Raw genomic sequence first — 20,363 nt, forward strand, 5'->3', positions numbered from 1 at the left:
TCGGACATCGTTTGGAGGGAATTCCATGGCGAAAATGGGAGTTTTGATCGGCTGTTGTTTACTCCTTGTAGGTACCTCAATCCGTGCAGAAATCATTGCTGATTCTGTCGAGGATTGGTCGTTTGAAGGGATACAAGGCGAAAATAATTGGTTTAATGGTTATTACAATCTCACCCTCGATCAAGATGACGGCGATGGAATCTATCAGGCGTCGGACTTCACCGCATTTTTAAATGATGATTCGGGTGAGATCTACGAAGATGGTGAGAATCATTGGAATGGTAATTCGTGGCGACTCTTCCGAGACACCGATCCCAATACGGGGCCTTGGACTTCGATTAATCAAAATGGCGGTCATCCAAACGGATTGAACAGCGCTGCCCCTCCGTCGGTGGATGACTCGATGCAGGAAGAGCACTGGTCGGTGCGTCGCTGGGTTTCCAGCTACGAAGGCGAGGGCTCACTGATCGCGACGTTGGCAGCAACCAATACGAATTGTGGAAATGGAACTTCGGTTCATTTGTTCCAAAATGGAGTGGCAATCGGCTCCTCGTTGGCCACTGCCGGTCCGACTCCAGTGAGTGAAATAATAGGCGTTAATCTGGCTATTGGTGATGTGATCGACTTTGCCCTCTCACCCGTCGGGATTGACGGTTTGGGAGCTGATGGTTGTGACGGTTCCGCTTTTAACTTGGCCGTGACTAACGAACCCGGTCCCGAACCTCCCGCTCCCGCCTTTGCGGATTCAGCGCGGGATTGGTCGGCCACCGGAACGCAAGGCGAGAACAACTGGTTCAACGGCTACTACAATCACACGGATGACGCAGATGGAAATTACCAGCAAGAGGACTTCATGCCCTTTACCAATTCAGAGGGACCGGATGGCGGTGATGTGGAGCCCGATGGAAATCATTGGACGGGAACGAGTTGGGATCTCGATTCCCAAGGTGCTCCTGGTCCGTGGACTTACTTAGGTGCAACGGGAACTCACCCCAATGGGACCAACAGTGCCCCGGATGCAGAGCACTGGACGATTCGTCGCTTTGTCGCCTCCGATTTGGCGGGCACCACGCCAGTTGAGTTGAATTGGAAGATGGCAAAAACGAATCTCAATGGTGATGGGGTTACCGGTGCTTTGTTCGTCAATGGTGAAAAAGTGGATGCTGTGACGATCGCCGGTGGCGATGGAGCAGGCGTCGACCGTAAGTTCTATGTGAATGCAAATCCTGGTGATGTGATTGACCTAGCTTTGACGCCCATTGGGCTGACGAGTGAGGTTGATGGTTCTGACGGTTCGAGTAACCAGTTGATAATCAATACAGAACTGCCGGATGGACCGCTCTATAATCCCGGTGATACGGTTGCTGATTCCATTGCCGATTTCTCGGGTGAGCAAGGACAGGATGGATGGTTCTATGGTCTTTACGACCAACGTCTCGATGTCGAAGAAGGTGACGGCGAGTACAGCGTTGATGAATTCGAGGCGTTCTTGAATGATGGATCTGAGTTTATCTGGGACGATCCTGAAACTTGGCGCGAAAGTGAAAATCAGTGGAACGGAAATATCTGGGATGTTGTTGATCAAGGTGTGATTGCAACCGGACCTTGGACTCAGATTGGTGCCGCCAATGGACATCCCGCAGCCAACGCTCAAGAAGATCCAGAAGTTCACTGGGCCATCCGTCGATGGGTGAGCGATGTGGAAGGCGAATACAGCATTCTCGGCATGCTCAACAATACCAGTGCGAACGGTGATGGAACCGTCGGCCGTATTCTGTTGGATGGTGAAGAAATCTGGGCAGAAGTCACCGACGGTGACATCGTCGATGTGGACCTCACCGTCGCGCTGTCGGAAGGATCGATTTTGGACTTTGTGATCGATTCGGATGGGGCCGGCAATTTTGATTCCGATGATCCCTTTACAATTGCTGATGTCAACGACGGAAGCGATGGAACGACCTTTTCGGTTACGATCGGTCAGCGATTCCTGTTTACCCCTGGGGGAACTCAAGGTGATTACAACGGCAACGGTCTGTTGGATGCGGGTGACCTTGATTTGCAGACTTCTGAAGGCATTGCCAATCAGGATCTGAGATATGATGAAAACAAAGACGGTGTTGTGAATGTTGCGGATCGAGTTCTTTGGGTCAACGATCTGAAGAATACCTGGATGGGCGACGCTGATTTGAACGGCGCCTTCGACAGTTCTGATCTGGTTGCCGTTTTTGCTGCCGCCAAGTACGAAACGGGTGAAGCTGCCAGTTGGGCACAGGGAGACTGGGACGGCAACTCGACCTTCAGCTCGAGTGACCTAGTGGCCGCCTTTAGTAATGCCGGTTACGATGCTGGCATCCGACCTGGTGGTCCCAATCCAGCGACCGCCGCCGTGCCGGAGCCATCCAGCCTCGTGCTCGCGGTGATTAGCCTATTTGGAATTGCCGGCGCCCTGCGTCGTCGAAACAAATAGGTCGGATTTACAAAACTCAAAAGCCTTCCTGAACTTTTCTGTTCGGAAGGCTTTTTTTATTGGTCGTGCCTGAACGCCGATCGTTTTAAGTTTTTGACAGGGGCCGCCGCGCACAGGGGCCGCCGCGCACAGGGATTGGGATGTCCATATGCAACTTTGCAGTCGAGGCGAATGAGGTTTGAAACATATTTTGACGGTATCGACCTATGGGAAGGGGAGGGAACGACTGTGTTCTTTGGAAGCTTCGAGCCCCTTCTCCCTTTATCGACCCTTTTTTGTTGGTTTTGGGATAGTATGGAATCCGGTGTGATCGCTCATTAATGGGAGTGATGTGCGAGTGCGAACAGGTATCGTTGGGGTCCATCTAGCTTGGGATTTGCTGGAGCAGACATGCTGAATTCTTTACGAAAACAATGGCGGGAAATTGCGACTCGACAGCGAGTTGTTGGGACGCGACAACGGAGCCCAATGTCGGTTCGGGCTCTCGAATGCTTGGAACCACGTGCAATGTTGGATGCGACGGTGATCATCAGCGAGGTGATGGCGCGAAACGATGAGGGATTACAGGATGAAGATGGGGATCGTCCTGATTGGATTGAACTGCTGAATATGGGTCGTGAAACGGTTGACCTCCATGGTTGGCATTTGACCGATGATGTCGAGGATCTCAACAACTGGCAGTTCCCGCCCATGCGGCTGAATCCGGGGGAGCACTTGATCGTTTTTGCCTCGGGAAAAGATCGAGACAATCCTTTCCGTCCGCTCCATGCGGATTTTAAACTCGAGGGGGATGGCGAGTATCTTGCTCTGACTCGTCCGGACGAAACGATTGAATTTGAATTTGCACCGGATTATCCGGCGCAAGTCGAAGATGTGTCCTATGGCATACCAAATCAAATTTCACAAACCATGTTGGTGAATGAAGGGGCGGCGGCACAGGTCCTAATTCCAGTTGACGATCGCTGGGATCCGGTCGATTTAGCGAATGGTCAATTTCAGGGAAGTTGGCTCGATCCGCAGTTGGAGACTACGACGGATCCTTGGTTTTTAGCGACAACAGGCATTGGGTTTCATGACGCAGCCGACGACTCAACTCCCCAACCTGGTGAAGGTCTTGAGGTTGCATCTTCAAAATCACAATTTAGTTCTTTTCAAAACCGTGACGGTTGGCGATACGGCTATTGGGACGGTGCAACTGACGAAGATGGTTTGTATCACGACGACGAATTTCGCAGCTTTGTTTGGTCAGGACTGACCACCATCACAACACGGAATCATTGGGATGGTACCAAGTGGGATCTGGCGACTACACCGAATGCGTCTCAGATTGAATTGAGTTCTGAGGGAGGGCATCCGAGCGGAGAGAATTCGGACGGATTGCAATATGCGGTGCGGCGATGGACCAGCGAAGTAGCGGGGTCAATCCTAATTCATGGTCGATTGGAGAACCCGACGCCCGATGGGGATGGTGTCGTCGCTCGAGTTTTTGTCGATGGGAGCGAAGTTTATTCGCGACAAGTCAACGGATTTGGAATCGACTATCGATTCGTTGTGCCAGTCAGCGATGGTGATCGAGTGGATTTTGTGATTGATCCAGGGAGCTTGAAAGACGATGTGGGTGATCAAACAATTTTCACGGCGATGATTGAAGATGTGACCGAGTTAGTTGGAGAGGCTGGCGGTGCGCCGACTCTCGCAGATCACATTGCCAGCGACATCGGTTCGGTCATGGAAGGGGTTGGCAGTACGGCCTACATTCGTATTCCTTTTGTGCCATCGACGGCGGACTTTGATTCATTAACCCTTCATGTCCAGTACGACGATGCCTTGGTCGCCTATTTGAATGGACAGCCGATCGCATCGGCGGGTGGCCCCGCAGCGTGGCAGGCAGCCTGGGATTCGACGGCAACCAGCGATCGGACGGTTGAGGAAGCATTGCATTCCACCAGCTTTAATGTCTCGAACGCAATTGATCATTTGAGCGTTGGTAAGGAAAACGTGTTGATGATTCATGCAATTAATCGGGCGATCGATAACAAAGATTTATTGATGGTGCCGAAATTGGTCGGGACAACTTTGGAAATCAATCCACTGGAACGTCGATATTTTGTCTCGCCAACACCGGGTGCGGGTAATGGATTCGGTGATGTCAACGCGGGCCCCGTGATTGTTCGTCCGAGCTTTTCACCTGAAAGTCCCACTGCTGCGGATCCAATTGTGATCACTGCAAGGGTGGCCGACTCTTTTCATGCCGTATCAACCGTGAATTTGACTTACCGGGTGATGTACGGTGGATCGCGGGAAATTGCGATGCGTGACAATGGTATTGGAAACGATGTCGCAGCGGGGGATGGAATTTACACCGCGACGATCCCCGGCGGCATTGCCGAGCCTGGCGAGATGGTCCGCTGGTTTGTGACGGCAAACGACAGTCGGCAGCACGCGTCACGTTCTCCGCGTTTTGAGCTCGCTCGAGACTCAGAAGAATATTATGGCACGGTGATCATCGATCCGACATTATCCAGTAACCTGCCAATCTTTCATTGGTTTGTCTCGTCCCGTAGTCGCGTCTTTCGCGGGAACGGCACGCAAGGTTCACTCTACTACGACGGTGAGTTTTACGACAATGTGGGATTTGACCTGCATGGTCAATCTTCGTCTGGATTTCCCACGACTAAGAAAAGCATGAATGTTGATTTACCGGCGGATCATCGCTTTCGGCTCAACGACGATATTCCAAAAATGAAGGATTTCAACTTCTTGACGAATTTCGCCGATAAATCAAAGTTGCGCAACACGCTTGGATACGAGCAACGAGCTTTCATTGGTGATGCTTATCATCTAGCGTTTCCGGTGCGAGTTCAACATAACGGTGAATTCTTTGCAGTCTATGATTTTGTCGAAGATGGGGACAATCGTTGGCTGGAAAGGCTTGGCTTCGATCCCGAGGGTGCGTTGTACAAAATGTACAATCGCATGGATTCGGCCTCTGGTGAAAAGAAAACTCGCAAGGACGAAGGGAGCAGCGACTTGCGAGATCTCGTCAATGGAGTTGCGTTAAACGGGCAGGCACGGCATCGGTTTGTTTTTGACAATATCGACTTGGCTTCGATGGCGAATTATTTGGCCGGGTTTGTACTGACGTCAAACCGAGATTGCTGTCACAAGAATTATTATGCGTATCGTGACACGAATAATACGGGCGAATGGCGCTATATGCCTTGGGATGTGGACCTTAGCCAAGGTCGCAATTGGGGCGGTTTTGGTCGATCGTATTTTGACGACACGATGTATCCTGACAATGATTTGTTTATGGGGCAAAACAATCGTTTGATCAGTGCGCTCTATGCCACGCCCGGATTTCGCGAGATGTATTTGCGACGCGTGAGAAGTGTCATCGACGCTTATGTCAAACCACTGGGAACCCCTGCTGATCAGCTCCCATTAGAGACGCGTGTTGACGAGTTGGTGCAGTATCTTGGAGCCGATGCGGTACTTGATAATCAAAACCATCGGGCGACTTGGGGACAGACTGACTTCCAGTCGTTCGAGGAGGCGACTGATATTCTCAAGATGGATTACGCTCAGCCTCGTCGTGAATTTCTCTATCAAACGCAAGTCATGGCCGATGACGCTAAGGTGCGTGTGATCGTCTCCAGCAATCGTCAAGAAACCAATTTGCGTTACTGGGTGCCGAGAAACAACTCGCTTGGCAATAATTGGACTCGATTGGAGTTTAATGACTCAAGTTGGCAGCAAGGGCCAACGGGAATTGGTTTTGAAAAATCGGCTAGCGGAACTTACGATCCGCTGATTGCGACTGACATCGTTGATGAAATGAGCGACCGAACCTCGGTTTTTGTGAGGATCCCTTTCCAGTTGGAGTCGCTGGAAGACCTCAACGACCTGACTTTGCGAATGAAATATGACGATGGTTTCATCGCTTACCTAAATGGTACGGAGGTCACCCGGAAAGGCGTCGGTAACGGAGCTGCTAGATACGATATGACCTCGCAAGGTCATGCGGATTCTCAAGCCGTAGAATTTGAAAACATTGAGATTAGCGCCTTTGTGAATCAGTTGCGCGTGGGTGAAAACGTCTTGGCTATTCAGGCTGTGAATTCTTCAACAAACAGTAGCGATATGTTGATGGTACCCGAGCTAGTCGAGGGGAAAATTGTAGCCTCGAATGGTGAAATTCCTGCTGCTCAAATTGGCAATCCTCGCATTGATGTCACCGCGGTTGATTTCAATCCCGTGAGCGGTAATCAGGATGAAGAGTATTTGCAGCTGACAAATAATAATGATTTCGCTGTTGATCTATCGGGCTGGGAGTTGACCGACGGGGTCGAATTGACATTCAAGCCGGGAACTGTACTGCCGGCTGGTTGGTCTCTCTATGCCACGCCGAATGCGTTTGCATTTCGGGCTCGAGAATCAGGCCCTTCCGGTGGTCAACAGCTGTTTGTACAAGGCAATTATCAAGGGCATTTGTCAAACTTCGGAGAATCGATCAGCTTGCTCGGTGCAGATGGTGAGCTTGTGAGTTCTTTTCAGTACAAGGGAGAGCCGACCGGATGGCAGGCACACCTCCATGTTTCTGAATTGATGTATCATCCGCTCGCGCCGTCGTCGGCAGAACTCGCGCGAGACTCGTCTTGGACCGAGAGTGATTTTGAATTTATTGAATTGAAAAATTCCTCCACTGAGCTGGAACTTGACTTGACCGGTGTGCGTTTTACGAATGGTGTCGAATTTGACTTTGCGAATGGTCAGATGACGAAATTAGGTCCTCAAAAACGGGTGGTTGTGGTGTCAAACCTGGCCGCTTTTAAAGCACGATATGGGACCGGGGCGTTAGATCGAGTGGCAGGTGAGTTTTCGCTTGCGAGTGGCTTGCGAGACGGTGGGGAGACGATCAAATTGGAAGATGAAACAAGTTCCACCATTTTTGAGTTCGAATACAGTGATGATCAGGATCGAGGTTGGCCAGTTCGTGCGGACGGTAAGGGAAGCTCTTTGGTCAAGCTAGATGGGGCGTCTGACAACGGTCAAGCCGGAAATTGGAAGCCGAGTAACCGCATCCATGGCACGCCGGGGAGTCATCCCGAAGATGTTGCTTTGGATTTGCAAATCAACGAAATCGTATCGCGTTCGGATTTGCCTGAAGTCGACCACATCGAGTTACGTAATGTGAGTGATCAAAGCATCCATGTTTCGCATTATTACCTCAGCGACACACCGACGAATAGCGACTCGTTCGGTCGATTTGCTCTTCCGGACGGACAACTCGGAGCTGGCGAATTTCTGGTTTTTGGCGAAAATGAATTCAATCCATTGAATGATCCTCGTGGATTTGCCTTGAATGGTTCCCGCGGAGATGAGTTGCATTTGTCGGTGGGCACGAGCGAGGGTCCCACGCATTTCGTGGACAGCGTTCAATTTCCCGCAGCCGACCTGGGTGAATCGTTCGGTCGCGTCGAAATGGGGCCGCTCGGTCCGCTGCAATCGATCAGCTTGGGCCGTGCCAATTCAGGCTATCGAGTCGGCCCGATTCTGATTAGCGAGTTTCAATACCATCCGACGCAACCCTCTGCTGCCGCGTTGAAATTGGATCCCCAGCTCAGTTCGAAAGACTTGGAATTTATCGAAATTCACAACGCGGGAGTCGCGGCAAACGGTTTGACGGGTTGGCGTATTCGCGGCGATGTGGATTTCGATTTTGCCCAGGGCACAGCCCTCGATATCGGCGAGACGATTTTATTAGTGCCATTTAACCCGGATCGGGAAGGAAATGAATCTCGCAAGGCTGCTTTCTTGGCTCACTACGGACTCCCCAACTCCACTCGGTTATTGGGTGGATTTCAGGGGAATTTAGACAATGATGGGCATCGCATTACTCTCCAACGTCCGGGTACGCCATCGTTGCAGGATCCCGAGACGGTTCCTCGCTTGTGGGTGGACGAAGTGCGTTTTGATGATGTAGCACCCTGGTCTCCCTCCGCCGATGGTCAAGGGGATTCGTTGCATCGAACGCCAGCGAATGCGTTGGGGCTGATTGTCGCCTCATGGCGTGCCGCGTCGCCAACCCCGGCGAGCGTTGACTGGGGAGCTATTCCCGGTGATTTCAATGCGGACGGTACGCTCGGTGTGGCGGACATTGACCTGTTTTCGCTGCGATTTCGGCTGACGCCTCCCGATTTGACGCTCGACCTGACGGGAGATCAACGGGTCAATGATGCTGATCGAGATTATTTGATCGGTGACCTGCTTGAGACAACTTACGGCGACGCGGATTTAAACCGGTTGTTCAACTCGTCGGATTTAGTACAAATTTTTTCCGTGGGTGAGTATGAAGATGGAATTGAGGGTAACTCGACTTGGAGCGAAGGGGATTGGAATCTTGATGGCGATTTTGATTCGTCCGATTTAGTTGTTGCCTTCGCGGCCGGTGGGTATGCCTCCGACTCCAAGCCGGTTGATCTCGATTCAGGCGGATTGGCGGATCTTGCCTCCGCAATCCAGGCACATGATCAGCTGTTTGCTGACGAGAAGCTTGTTGATTCGCTTGGAGACTAAGGGCTCTCTTGCGGAAAAGCACAAATTCCTGTCCTTGAAAGCTTCGGGCGAAGCTCCATAATGCATCCCAAGCGGCCAACGTAAGCTGGTCTCTATTCTGTCAGACGGTTGGGATGAAAAAGAAGGAACAGTATGAATCAGTCAGCTGAGCTAGATGTCTTTGGGGTTGGGAATGCGATGGTCGACATTTTGGCGATGGTCGACGATGATTTCATTCGCGAGCATGATTTGCCCCGTGGCGGAATGTTACTTGTCGACTCGGAAAAGCAGAGTCGACTGCTGCGAGAATTGGAGCAAGCGTCCCTCGAAATGCAGTCGGGAGGCTCGGCGGCCAATACAATTATCTCGGTGGCACTCAGCGGAGGAACGGGATTTTATACGGGCAAGGTGGCTCGAGATCCGAACGGCGAATTCTATCGGCAAGATATGATCGCTGCCGGAATTCATTTCGATGTGAGTCCGGCTCCCGAAGAAAGTCGGCCTACCGGATCTTGTCTCGTGCTGACGACGCCGGATGCCGAGCGTACCATGTGCACGCATTTGGGCGTCTCAATCGAATTGGCGGATAGCGACATTGATTTAGAACAATTGGGCCGTTGCAAATTAGCTTATGTCGAAGGCTATTTGTGGGATGCGCCTGGCCCGAGGCAGGCTTGTATTAAAGCGATGGAACAGGCCAATCGTCTTGGAGTGAAAACAGCTTTTACTTTTTCCGACCCGTTTCTTGTCGATCGGTTTCCTGAAGATTTTCGGCGCGTCGTCCATGAGTACTGTGACATCCTCTTTTGCAATGCGGATGAAGCAAAACAGCTGATGGAAATTGAATCCGTAGAAAAAGCGACGGAGCTTCTCGGGCATCGAGCCGAATTGGTGTTTGTCACCGATGGGGCTAACGGTTGCCTGGTGAGTTATCAAGGGGAAGTAAAACGGGTCGACGGCTTTAAGGTTGATGCGATTGATACCGTTGGTGCTGGAGACGCTTTCGCCGGAGGAGCTTTATTTGGTTTGGCGAATGGCTATGAGCCGCAGCGAGCAGCCCGCTGGGGTAATTATCTTGCCTCGCGAGTGGTAACCATTCACGGCGCCCGCTATCCAGAATCACTGGCAAATCAAATCTCCAAGATTTTGGATTCTTAGTCGTTTCAGCAGTCGTTTCAGCAGTCGTTTCATCGATTTCGATGGCATCACGAGTCCCCATGACCTGACACGCACGGGGATGGCTTCGTTTTGTTGCCGGCAAGGCTCAACAAGGACACAATCCTTTGGCACGTATTCGTACTTTTGTCGCAATTGATGTTTCCGAACGGGTTCGACGTGCGGCTGCGGCCACAATTTCTGAGCTGGAGCCGACGACGGAATCGATCCGTTGGGTTTCGGCAAAGAATGTGCACATCACGATGAAGTTCCTCGGAGATGTTAACGAAACTGATATCTATCAGGTCTGTCGCCTGACCGCGGATGCGGTGCGTGACGTTCCCTCTACCCAGGTTAATTGCCGCGGTATCGGTGCCTTTCCGTCGATTGAGCGACCACGCACCATTTGGTTAGGAATCGATGATCCAACGGATTGCCTGGTTGAACTGCACCAACGAATCGAGCAAGGACTCTTATCTCTTGGCTTTCCGCGGGAGCAACGTCGCTTTCAACCGCATGTCACACTCGGAAGAGCCCGGTATGGTCGACGGGATATGCAAGAGCTTGAGGATCGGTTGAGCACCTTCGAGGTTGAGGCCGGACCTGTTGATATCGATCAACTCGTCATCTATGCGAGTGAACTCGGTTCCAACGGACCAAATTACACCGTTCTGGGACGCGCGCCGTTGTGCGAATGACGGGAGCATCTGCCAATGCTCGTCGCGTCTGTCTGATTCGCTCTCGAACAAGAAACGACGTGAAGTGCCTGCGATGCATGCGGAGAACTTCGCGACTCGGGCCTCGATTCGTCGTCGGTCACCGGCTGCTCGGATTGCCGGTGAGGAAATTCTTTTAGTCCCGATGACCGAACGTGTCCGGCGTGTCGCGAATAATGATCAGAGGCATCAAAGAAGCGGTTGTCGCCTGCCGATGATGACGATAAGATGTTCAAATGTTCAGTATGCGGCGATTTGTGCCTCGTGAGTCCGCTTGCAACCGCCACCTATCCGGAAGATAACAAAGGAGTTAACACGATGGTAACGGCTGAAAAGGTAAATAATCGGATGGCCAAGAAGAGCACCGCAGCGGCAGTAAAAGCTCCCCGAATTGCCCAGGATGCAGATGCGAAAAGTGGTTTAAAGTCGAAGGCTGCCACCTCTGAAACCACGGCGAAGGGCGGCAAAAAGAGGGCATCAGCTAGCAAGAAGAGCTCGTCAGCAAATAAAGCCATGGCTGAGCAAAACACCGTTTTGAAAACGACTTTGCAGCAAATTGAACGGCAGTTTGGCGAAGGAGCCATCATGCCGTTGGGCAAAGAAAAGCTGCAACGCATTAAGGGCATTCCCACGGGAAGTTTGTCGCTCGATATGGCGCTCGGGGGGCAGGGGATTCCCGAGGGACGCATTATTGAAATCTATGGTCCGGAATCGAGTGGTAAGACGACGCTGGCACTGCATGTGATTGCTGAATCCCAAAAGGAAGGTGGGATTGCTGCCTTTATCGATGCCGAACACGCTCTGGATCCCAGTTGGGCCAAAAAGCTGGGAGTGCAGCTTGAGACGCTCTTGGTGAGTCAACCGGCGAGCGGTGAAGAAGCGATGCACATCACCGAGATGTTGATCAAGTCCAATGCGGTCGACGTTATTGTGATCGATTCCGTGGCCGCCTTGATTCCCAAGCAAGAATTGGATGGCGATATTGGTGATACCCACGTCGGATTGCAAGCACGTTTGATGAGTCAGTCCATGCGGAAATTGACAGGAGCGATTGCCAAGTCGAAGACATCCGTCATCTTTATTAATCAGATTCGAGAGAAGATTGGTGTGATGTTCGGCAGTCCTGAGACGACGCCAGGTGGACGTGCCCTCAAATTCTACAGTTCGTGCCGAATCGATGTTCGCAGAATCGGACAACTTAAGGATGGCGAAGAAGTGGTTGGTCAAAGAGTGAGAACCAAGGTCGTCAAAAATAAAGTTGCTCCCCCGTTCCGAATAGCTGAATTTGACATGATGCACACCAACGGCATCAGCTTTGAAGGTGACGTGCTCGATTTGGCAGCTGAAAAGAAGATTGTTGTGCGAAGTGGAGCTTGGTTCCGATACGGCGATGTTCAGTTGGGGCAAGGAAAAGAAAAGTCGCGAAAATTTTTACAAGAAAACATCGCACTGACCGAAGAAATCCGCCTCAAGGTGCTGAAGGCTTACGGAGTTCTCAGTGATGAGAATGAAGTGGGAGACGATGCTGGAGATGCTGGAGATGCCGAATCGAATTCGGAAAAGTAATCGGAGCCTGATCGGCCGCGATTTGCCGCTGGATGGCAGCATAATGTGCAGACCAGCGGCCTAAACCGAGCGACCATCTCTTACGGAATCTTAAGCGTTGTCCTCGACGGAAATGTTCCGCGCGGTTTCCGGAGCTCGACAAGGTCAATTTCTCGGCCATTGGTCACGCGGTGGTCGACGCGCCGGTCGTGGACCTTGGCAAATCGATTGGGAATCTATCATGCTGCGTCGCCGCTTGCTTACGGCGATTAGCCGATTGTTTTAGCTTGGCTGAACAAGGATCAGGCGGGCCGCCTGCCTGATTTTCGGTCTTTAACGGGAGAGGATCGGTTTCTCACCAGGAATCGAGTGATCTCCGCTCTGTTCTACTCGCGCCCTTGTTCGTTTCCAGCCTCTTTTTTGCCGTTTTCGGTGGCCAGGGCATATGACCATTGGCCGTTTTGATCAGTAGCCCCATTCCCTAGTACAGTCCGGGCGAAATGGCTATCATGTTCGGTTTTGCCCAGGTGTTGATGCGAGGATCCAAGGCCGCCATGCATACTAATGAACTCCGCTCGAAGTACTTAGAGTTCTTCGAAAGCAAGGGACATTCGCGACGCCAAAGCGATGTTCTCGTTCCCGCTTGGGATCCATCGGTATTGTTCACGCCCGCGGGGATGAATCAGTTCAAACCGCATTTCCTCGGGAAGGTGAAGCTGGACTTCACCCGTGCAACCACTTGCCAAAAATGTCTCCGGACCGGCGATATCGACAATGTAGGGCGCACTGCCTATCACCACACCTTTTTTGAGATGCTGGGTAACTTTAGTTTTGGCGATTATTTCAAACGTGATGCGATCCACTGGGCCTGGGAGTTTCTGACGAGCAAAGATTGGTTGGCGATTGATTCCAGCCGACTGAGTGTGACCGTCTATGTGGATGATCATGAGGCGGCTAAAATCTGGCAAAACGATATTGGTTTGTCCGGAGACCGTATTGAACGAATGGACGAGGAGGACAACTTCTGGCCTGCCAGTTCGCCGAGTCAGGGACCGGATGGCGTTTGTGGGCCGTGTAGTGAGATCTTCTATAAGAATGATCGTGGACAACTGGTTGAAATCTGGAATCTTGTTTTCACACAATTTAATCGCGTCGGCAGTCCACCTGACAACTTACGTCCATTACCGAGCAAAAATATCGATACTGGAATGGGGCTTGAGCGAACGGCCGCCGTATTGCAGGGAGTGGAAACAAACTATCACATTGATATTTTGCGTCCGATCGTTGAGGCGGCAGCGGAAGTTTGTGGAATTGCTTACGAACCAGAGAGCGAAAATGGACGGAGACTCCGGCGAATTACCGATCATGTTCGCGCCTGTACATTTTCGATTCACGAAAATGTTTATCCCGGGCCGCACAAAGAGAAGTATGTCATTCGGCGTCTACTGAGACGAGCCGTTTTGGATGGCCATCAAATCGGTCGACGCGACCCGTTTCTTTACGAGTTGGTCCCGATCGTCGCTGAAATGATGAGGGTTCCGTATCCAGAATTAACGGAGACGCGCGAGCGTGTGGCAAATGTTATTGAACAAGAAGAGAAGGCTTTCTTCGGTACCATCGACGATGGTTTGCAGCGCATTGAGCGGATTTTTGCTTCCATGCAGCGAGCAGACCGTTCCGTGATTGACGGAGCGGAAGCGGCGGACCTCTATCAAACTTATGGGGTTCCCGCAGAGCTTTTTGAATCGCTGGCTTCCGATCATGAATTCACCTTTGATTGGAAAGGCTTTCAGCAAGCAATGGCGGCTCATGGAGAAGCTTCCGGTAAGCTGGCTCAAACGGTGATGGGTGTGATGGGCCCGATCGATTCGATTAAGAAGGCCGTGAAAGAGACACGGTTTCTTGGCTACGAAGTGACGTCCGCGGATGCGGAGGTGAAGGGCATCATTCAGGGTGATCAAGTCGCTGATCAGATTTCGAAGCTGGGAGAACAGGTGATTGTTGTCTTGGATCAGACGCCTTTTTACGGTGAATCGGGTGGTCAGGTTGGGGATGCCGGCGAGATCACAGGTGAAACATGCAAGCTGATTGTCAACGACACTCAGAAAGACGGTGATCTCGTCCTGCATTATTGTGAGTTGTCGGAGGGCGTGTTAGCGCCTGGGGCAAAAGTCGGCGCAACGGTCGATTTGGAAAGGCGGGATGCTATTCGACGGGCCCATTCGGCGACACATATACTGCATCACGCGCTACAGAAAACCTTGGGCAGTCACGCGCAGCAGCAAGGTTCAAAGGTTACGGATGATTGGTTGCGATTTGATTTTACGAATATGGCTCCCATTGCAACGGCGGAGCTTGAAGCCGTAATCGACGATGTGCGTTGTAAGATCCAAAGCAAGCAGCCTATCGTTTGGGAAGTCGTTTCCTTAGCCGATGCACGTGAGGCCGGCGCTATGATGCTTTTCGGCGAGAAATATCCGGATCCAGTGCGGATGGTTTCGATGGGCGATTTTAGTCGTGAGCTATGCGGTGGAACCCATCTTGATAACACGGCTGATGTGGGGGCCTTTGAGATTATCACTGAGGAGGGGGTTTCGGCTGGTACTCGTCGTATTGTTGCCCTCACGGGGGCAAAAGCCACTGAGTACATTCAGAGTACAGAGGCGGCGGTGCAAAAGTCCTCCGCAGCGTTAGATGTATCTGCGGTTGATTTGCCAGCGGCCGTGAAGCATCTCGCTCTTCAGGTGCGGGACCTGAAGAAAGAGCTCAGCGGCTCGGGCAAAGGCGTCGATCCAAAAGCTTTTCAAGCGACATCCACTTCCAAGCAGGAAGAAAAGCCAATTCAAGTGCATCTCACATTGCGAGAGGCGGCCAAAGTGCTGAATGTGAAAATGTCAGAAGTGGTTGATCGGATTCACGCTGCGATTGCTGAACGAGATTCTTTGTTGAAGCAGTTGTCGACTCGAAAAGAAGAAGATATTATTTCGGCCGCCGACTTGATCGATCGTGCGGAGAAAGTCGGTGATGTGACCGTCGTGGTCGCCGAGGTGCTCCATGCTAACTCGAATGTGTTACGGCAATTGATTGATCAATTGAGAAAAGCGGTAGCGCCATGTGTCGTATTTCTCGCGACATCGGATGGTGATTCAAAGGTTATTTTGGTTGCCGGCGTGAGTCGAGACTTGGTTGACCAACTTCACGCTGGTAATTTAGTCAAACAGGTGGCACCAATCGTTGGCGGTGGCGGCGGTGGTAAACCAGACATGGCACAAGCGGGTGGAAAAGATCCAACTAGCCTGCCCCAAGCGCTCGAAGCTGCCCAGAAGCACATCCGGGATCGATTGAACCGGGAGGCGTAGAGATTCAACGCCTTTTATAATCTATTTAAAACGGCAGGCGACACTGCCGTTTCATTTGCGTAATTGATTTGATTAGTCCAGTCCTGTTATAGGAGGTACGTCGAGCATGTCTCGCCAAGGAGCAATTACTTTTAAGGGAAATCCGATGACGCTGGTTGGAGAAGCTGTTGCAGCGGGTCAACCAGCGCCTGACTTCACCGTGCATGCGTTCGAAAATGGTCAAATGAATACGATCACGAAAGCGGATGTGGCCGGTAAGCCCACCATCATCAGTGTCGTGCCGTCGTTGGATACCCCTGTTTGTCAGACGCAAACGAAGAATTTCAATGAGCGTTTAGGAACTCTTGGCGATCAGGTCAATGCATTGACCATTAGCCTGGATCTGCCCTTTGCTCAAAATCGGTTTTGCGGTGCGGAAGGCATCAGCAGTATTCGCAGTGCGAGTGATTATCAAGACCGCACATTTGGTAACAATTGGGGAATGTTGATCGAGGAGCTGAAAATCCTGGCTCGTGGCGTCTACGTGCTCGATGCAGATGGAAATGTCGCCTACGCGGAAGTGGTTAGCGAAGTGACCGATGAGCCCAACTATGACGCTGCGCTGCAGGTTGTTAATGAGCTTGTCGCGTAGAACTCAGAGAGCCCTTCTTGAGATGGCTCTCAAGTCGACAACGCCTCGATATTCATCGCCCGCGAGGCTGCAAACGTAGTACAATCGGAAGCAGACGATATTCACCTAATCAAGAAGGTGAATATCGTTTCGAGTGTCATGATGCTTCCTTTGCAGATGCTACGGCTGCCTCTCCGGGTAAGCCTCCACCTAACCGAGGTAACGAGATGATGATGCGAGTCAACTGGGTGGCTATGATCTTGCTCTGTAGTTGGAATCCAGTTGTTGCCCAGCAAAAACCAAACATCGTTTTTGTCATGATTGACGATTTGGGTTGGATGGACTTGGCTTGCCAAGGCAACAAACTGGTCGAGACACCGAATATTGATCGCCTCGCAAGTCAAGGAATGCGTTTTACATCTGCCTACGCAGCGGCCCCTGTTTGTTCGCCGACGCGAGCTGCCGTACTCACGGGACAGTCACCCGCACGGTTGAGAATAACCAACCATATACCTGATCAGAAAAGGTTTCTCCCCGACAATCCCACGTTACTGCCGGCCACGATGCTCGACCATCTCCCGTTAACGCACACCACACTTGCCGAACGGTTAAAGGCGAGCGGGTACCGTACGGCGTTTCTCGGTAAATGGCACCTTTCCGGACCGGGGCGCGGCGAGGCGAAATGGGGGCCTGAACAGCAAGGTTTTGATTTGAACGTTGGCGGTTGTGGATACGGTGGCCCCCCAACATTCTTTGATCCCTATCGCATCCCGACGATTGCCGATCAAAAGCCGGGCGAGTATCTGCCCCACCGCTTAGCTGACGAGGCGATCGACTTCATCGGTTCGGAAGACGGGCGTCCGTTTCTGTTGTTCCTCTGGAATTATACTGTCCACTGGCCGATGGAGGCTCCGCAGCCTTTACTGGAGAAGTATGCCAATCGGAAGGGGCCAGGACTCAATGACACTCGTTACGGAGCGATGATAGAAGCTATGGATTTGGCGGTGGGGCGGGTCTTACAGGCGATTGATCAAGCAGGAATCGCTGACAACACGGTGATTGTCTTTACCTCTGACAACGGAGGCTTTGATGGTGTGGCTGACAATCGCCCCCTGCGCGCCGCCAAAGGTCATTTATACGAAGGTGGCATTCGCGTGCCCTTAATTGTGCGTTGGCCCAAGATGGTTCCCGCTGATACTCGATGCGATACACCCGTGATCAGCATGGATTTTTTTCCGACTTTATTAGAAGCGGCAGGGGAAGAGCTCACCGAGAATCAGCCGCTGGATGGTGTAAGTATCATGAGTTTGTTGAAAGGCGGATCGGAATTGGAGCGCGAAGCTCTTTATTTTCATTATCCAAACTACGCCTTTCATCGATCGAATCGCTTGGGATCGGCGATCAGGAAGGGTCGGTACAAATTGGTGGAAAACTTTCACGACGGTTCATGCGAGTTGTATGACCTGAGTGATGACCTTGGTGAGACCAATAATCTGGCAACTGCACGGCCCGAGCTTGCTCAGCAGCTCCAACGTGAACTCGCCACTTGGCGAACTTCTGTCAACGCAGCGCTTCCTCGCCCTGTGCGGTGAGAGCGCATAAAAAAACCCACCGGAAGTTCTTTTCCGGCGGGGTTTCGATGGCTGGTTGCGATCATTCCGAATTGACTTCCAGTTGGTTGTCAATTTCCTCGATGCCACGCAATTTCCTCAGGGTTTCAGTCGCCATTTGTTTTTGGAAGTAACTGTTGACTTCCCCGCGAAGTATCACTCGTCCTTGGTTTGTTTCGCAGCGAAGTCCATTTCGAGTCAGGTAGGGATTTAGTTGGAGTGCTTTTTCGACTTTGTCCTCCAAACCAACTCTGTCTTCTCGAATCGTCATGGACTCACTTCGCCTCATTAAGGGTGATGTTTTGTCAGAAAGGTGGCAGCCACCTTGTCTCTCGCGATATCGACCTTTCGTAGGTGTCTGGTAAACCTTTACTCCTACTCAGTCGCGGATAGCTTGCGAAAGCGATGGGCTGAATTGAGTCGTGACGATTGTTCCTGTGTTTGTACTGGAGTGAGCTTGTGAAATGGCTCATGGTCTGACCGATTTGGGTTCGTTGAACGGCTTGTTAGATACGACAATTCGTACTAAAACGCCGTTTGTACGGGTTGCGCACGGTAATCATTTGACACTCTGAAATGGAGCGGCGCTGCAAAAGAATCAGGAAATCAGAGTGTCGAGAGGTTGTCACAAAGGGAGAGAGGCCGACCGATTGGCTTTCGAGTCTTTCATGTTCGTTGCGAAAAGAGCTCTGAGCCTGGCAGACGTGGATGCGGTTGAATTAAAGCCAGGACGGTGATGTGCCTGCTTTGGGTAGTGCCACGACTCGGCAACGCTCGATATGTGGGTCGGAAAGGAGTGAGTCGATGGCGGCTTGAGGTGGTGGGCTATCCAAATTCAGGATACCTACAGCGTTTTCGCCCGGGCCGGCTCGGCCTACCGCCATTTGGCCAATGTTGACGCCATGTTCACCAAAGACGCTGCCAACTTTGCCAATGATGCCCGGTACATCATGATGGTTGAAGACAAACATCACGCCATCCAGATAAGCTTCTAAACGATATTCATCGAGGAGGATGAGGCGCGGCATATCGTGTCCGAAGAGGGTGCCACCGGCCTGAAAGGTGGCATTCTCCGTTTCAATTTCTGCGGTGATCGACGCATTGAATGCACCTCGGTCCGGTCGAGATTCGGCGACGATATCGATGCCGCGATCTTGAAGCAGCACTTTGGCGTTAACAATATTGACCGGTTCGTCCATGGCGGTTTCGACTAAACCCGCACAAAAAGCGGACGTCAACAGATTAATGTCCTTGGTAGCCACTTCACCACGAAAATTGAGTCGACACGCTTGGATTTTTCCGTCGTGAGATTGCGAGAGGAATTTTCCCAGACGGTAGCTGACGTCGAGAAAACCTCGGAGCGACTCGAGTGTCTTCGGGTCGACGGCTGCCATGTTGACCGCATGTCGTATTTCGCCATTCTTTAAAAAATTTACCAGCAAGTCGACGGCTTCGATCGCGACTTGTGTCTGGGCCTCTTCCGTGCTCGCTCCCAAGTGGGGCGTGCAAAGGACGCCCGGAAGTCCAAAGAGGGGATGATCGGTGCAAGGCTCGTTACGATACACATCGAGTGCGACGCCCGCAATACGGCCCGCCTTAATGGCCGAAGCCAATGCCTCTTCGTTATAGATGCCGCCTCGAGCGCAATTCACCAAACGTACGGTTGGCTTCATCATCTCGATCTGAGCTTCATCAATTAAGTTTTCTGTTTCGGGTGTCAACGGTGTATGCACGGTGAGGTAGTCAATACGCGGTAGCATTTCATCAACGGTTGGAATCGGTTCGATGCCAAGTTCGGTCGCGCGATCAGCTGACAGGAAAGGGTCAAAGCCGATCACTCGCATGCCAAATGCAATGCCACGTGCAGCCACTTCCTGGCCGATGCGTCCGAGACCAACAATGCCGAGTGTTTTGTCAGCAAGTTGGCTTCCCATGTAGGCTTTTCGATCCCATCTGCCTTCCACCAAGCTTTGGTTGGCCGGTGCTAGACTGCGAGACATGCCAAGCATCAGAGCGAACGCGTGTTCGGCCGTGCTGACGGTATTTCCCGTGGGGGTGTTCATGACGATGATGCCCTGACGCGTGGCAGCCGTCTTGTCAATGTTGTCAGTCCCTACGCCAGCTCGAACGATCGCTTTGAGATTCGTATTGTGATCGAGTATATCGGCAGTGAGTTTGACGCCACTTCGACAGATTGCTCCATCGTGCTTCGTTAGCGCAGCGCGCAGGTCGTCACCCTTGAGTCCTGTTTGGACTTCGTGTTCTATCCCTTCGGAAGCGGCAAGCAGGTCCAAACCTTCTTGCGCGAGATTGTCGAGCACGATGATACTGGCCATCTGAAAT

10 protein-coding genes are annotated in these 20,363 nt (G+C 51.7%); 8 read left to right on the top strand and 2 right to left on the bottom strand.

Going from position 1 to position 20,363, the window contains the following annotated elements; all coding sequences use genetic code 11:
• The first annotated feature begins 25 nt into the window (after positions 1–25).
• The 8 genes from P8N76_05885 (at position 26) to P8N76_05920 (ending at position 18,002) form a co-directional block, all read left to right on the top strand.
• Positions 26–2,467, top strand: coding sequence for a PEP-CTERM sorting domain-containing protein (locus P8N76_05885; GenBank protein MDG2381185.1), 2,442 nt, complete (start codon positions 26–28; stop codon positions 2,465–2,467).
• Positions 2,468–2,857: 390 nt separating this feature from the next.
• Positions 2,858–9,046, top strand: coding sequence for a lamin tail domain-containing protein (locus P8N76_05890; protein MDG2381186.1), 6,189 nt, complete (start codon positions 2,858–2,860; stop codon positions 9,044–9,046).
• A gap of 132 nt (positions 9,047–9,178) precedes the next feature.
• Entirely contained in the window at positions 9,179–10,183 is a 1,005-nt protein-coding gene (locus P8N76_05895) for an adenosine kinase (protein MDG2381187.1), read from the top strand.
• 125 nt (positions 10,184–10,308) lie between these two features.
• Positions 10,309–10,878 carry an RNA 2',3'-cyclic phosphodiesterase gene (gene thpR / locus P8N76_05900; GenBank protein ID MDG2381188.1) on the top strand — a complete coding sequence of 190 codons (570 nt, stop codon included), beginning with the start codon at positions 10,309–10,311 and terminating at the stop codon, positions 10,876–10,878.
• A 531-nt stretch (positions 10,879–11,409) separates the two neighbouring features.
• Positions 11,410–12,462: a recombinase RecA gene (gene recA / locus P8N76_05905; GenBank protein ID MDG2381189.1), complete on the top strand. Its 1,053-nt coding sequence runs from the start codon at positions 11,410–11,412 to the stop codon at positions 12,460–12,462.
• 533 nt (positions 12,463–12,995) lie between these two features.
• Positions 12,996–15,800 carry an alanine--tRNA ligase gene (gene alaS / locus P8N76_05910; GenBank protein ID MDG2381190.1) on the top strand — a complete coding sequence of 935 codons (2,805 nt, stop codon included), beginning with the start codon at positions 12,996–12,998 and terminating at the stop codon, positions 15,798–15,800.
• Positions 15,801–15,906: 106 nt separating this feature from the next.
• Entirely contained in the window at positions 15,907–16,431 is a 525-nt protein-coding gene (tpx, locus tag P8N76_05915; GenBank protein MDG2381191.1) for a thiol peroxidase, read from the top strand.
• Between the two features lie 17 nt (positions 16,432–16,448).
• A complete protein-coding gene (locus tag P8N76_05920; GenBank protein MDG2381192.1) occupies positions 16,449–18,002 on the top strand; it encodes a sulfatase in 1,554 nt (517 codons plus the stop codon).
• 61 nt (positions 18,003–18,063) lie between these two features.
• Here P8N76_05920 and P8N76_05925 read toward each other — a convergent pair whose 3' ends face one another.
• A complete protein-coding gene (locus P8N76_05925) occupies positions 18,064–18,291 on the bottom strand; it encodes a BON domain-containing protein (GenBank protein MDG2381193.1) in 228 nt (75 codons plus the stop codon).
• Between the two features lie 448 nt (positions 18,292–18,739).
• Complete coding sequence (serA, locus tag P8N76_05930) at positions 18,740–20,356, bottom strand: phosphoglycerate dehydrogenase (protein ID MDG2381194.1); 1,617 nt, start codon at positions 20,354–20,356, stop codon at positions 18,740–18,742.
• Positions 20,357–20,363 lie beyond the last annotated feature (7 nt).

Source organism: Pirellulaceae bacterium, assembly GCA_029243025.1.
In the GTDB taxonomy this organism is placed as follows: Bacteria; Planctomycetota; Planctomycetia; order Pirellulales; family Pirellulaceae.

What these genes read in the sequence shown, in the direction of transcription:
- P8N76_05885 (MDG2381185.1), top strand. Translation starts at nt 26, where the DNA reads ATGGCGAAAATGGGAGTTTTGATCGGCTGTTGTTTACTCCTTGTAGGT.
- P8N76_05890 (MDG2381186.1), top strand. Translation starts at nt 2,858, where the DNA reads ATGCTGAATTCTTTACGAAAACAATGGCGGGAAATTGCGACTCGACAG.
- P8N76_05895 (MDG2381187.1), top strand. Translation starts at nt 9,179, where the DNA reads ATGAATCAGTCAGCTGAGCTAGATGTCTTTGGGGTTGGGAATGCGATG.
- recA (MDG2381189.1), top strand. Translation starts at nt 11,410, where the DNA reads ATGGCTGAGCAAAACACCGTTTTGAAAACGACTTTGCAGCAAATTGAA.
- alaS (MDG2381190.1), top strand. Translation starts at nt 12,996, where the DNA reads ATGCATACTAATGAACTCCGCTCGAAGTACTTAGAGTTCTTCGAAAGC.
- tpx (MDG2381191.1), top strand. Translation starts at nt 15,907, where the DNA reads ATGTCTCGCCAAGGAGCAATTACTTTTAAGGGAAATCCGATGACGCTG.
- P8N76_05925 (MDG2381193.1), bottom strand. Translation starts at nt 18,291, where the DNA reads ATGACGATTCGAGAAGACAGAGTTGGTTTGGAGGACAAAGTCGAAAAA.
- serA (MDG2381194.1), bottom strand. Translation starts at nt 20,356, where the DNA reads ATGGCCAGTATCATCGTGCTCGACAATCTCGCGCAAGAAGGTTTGGAC.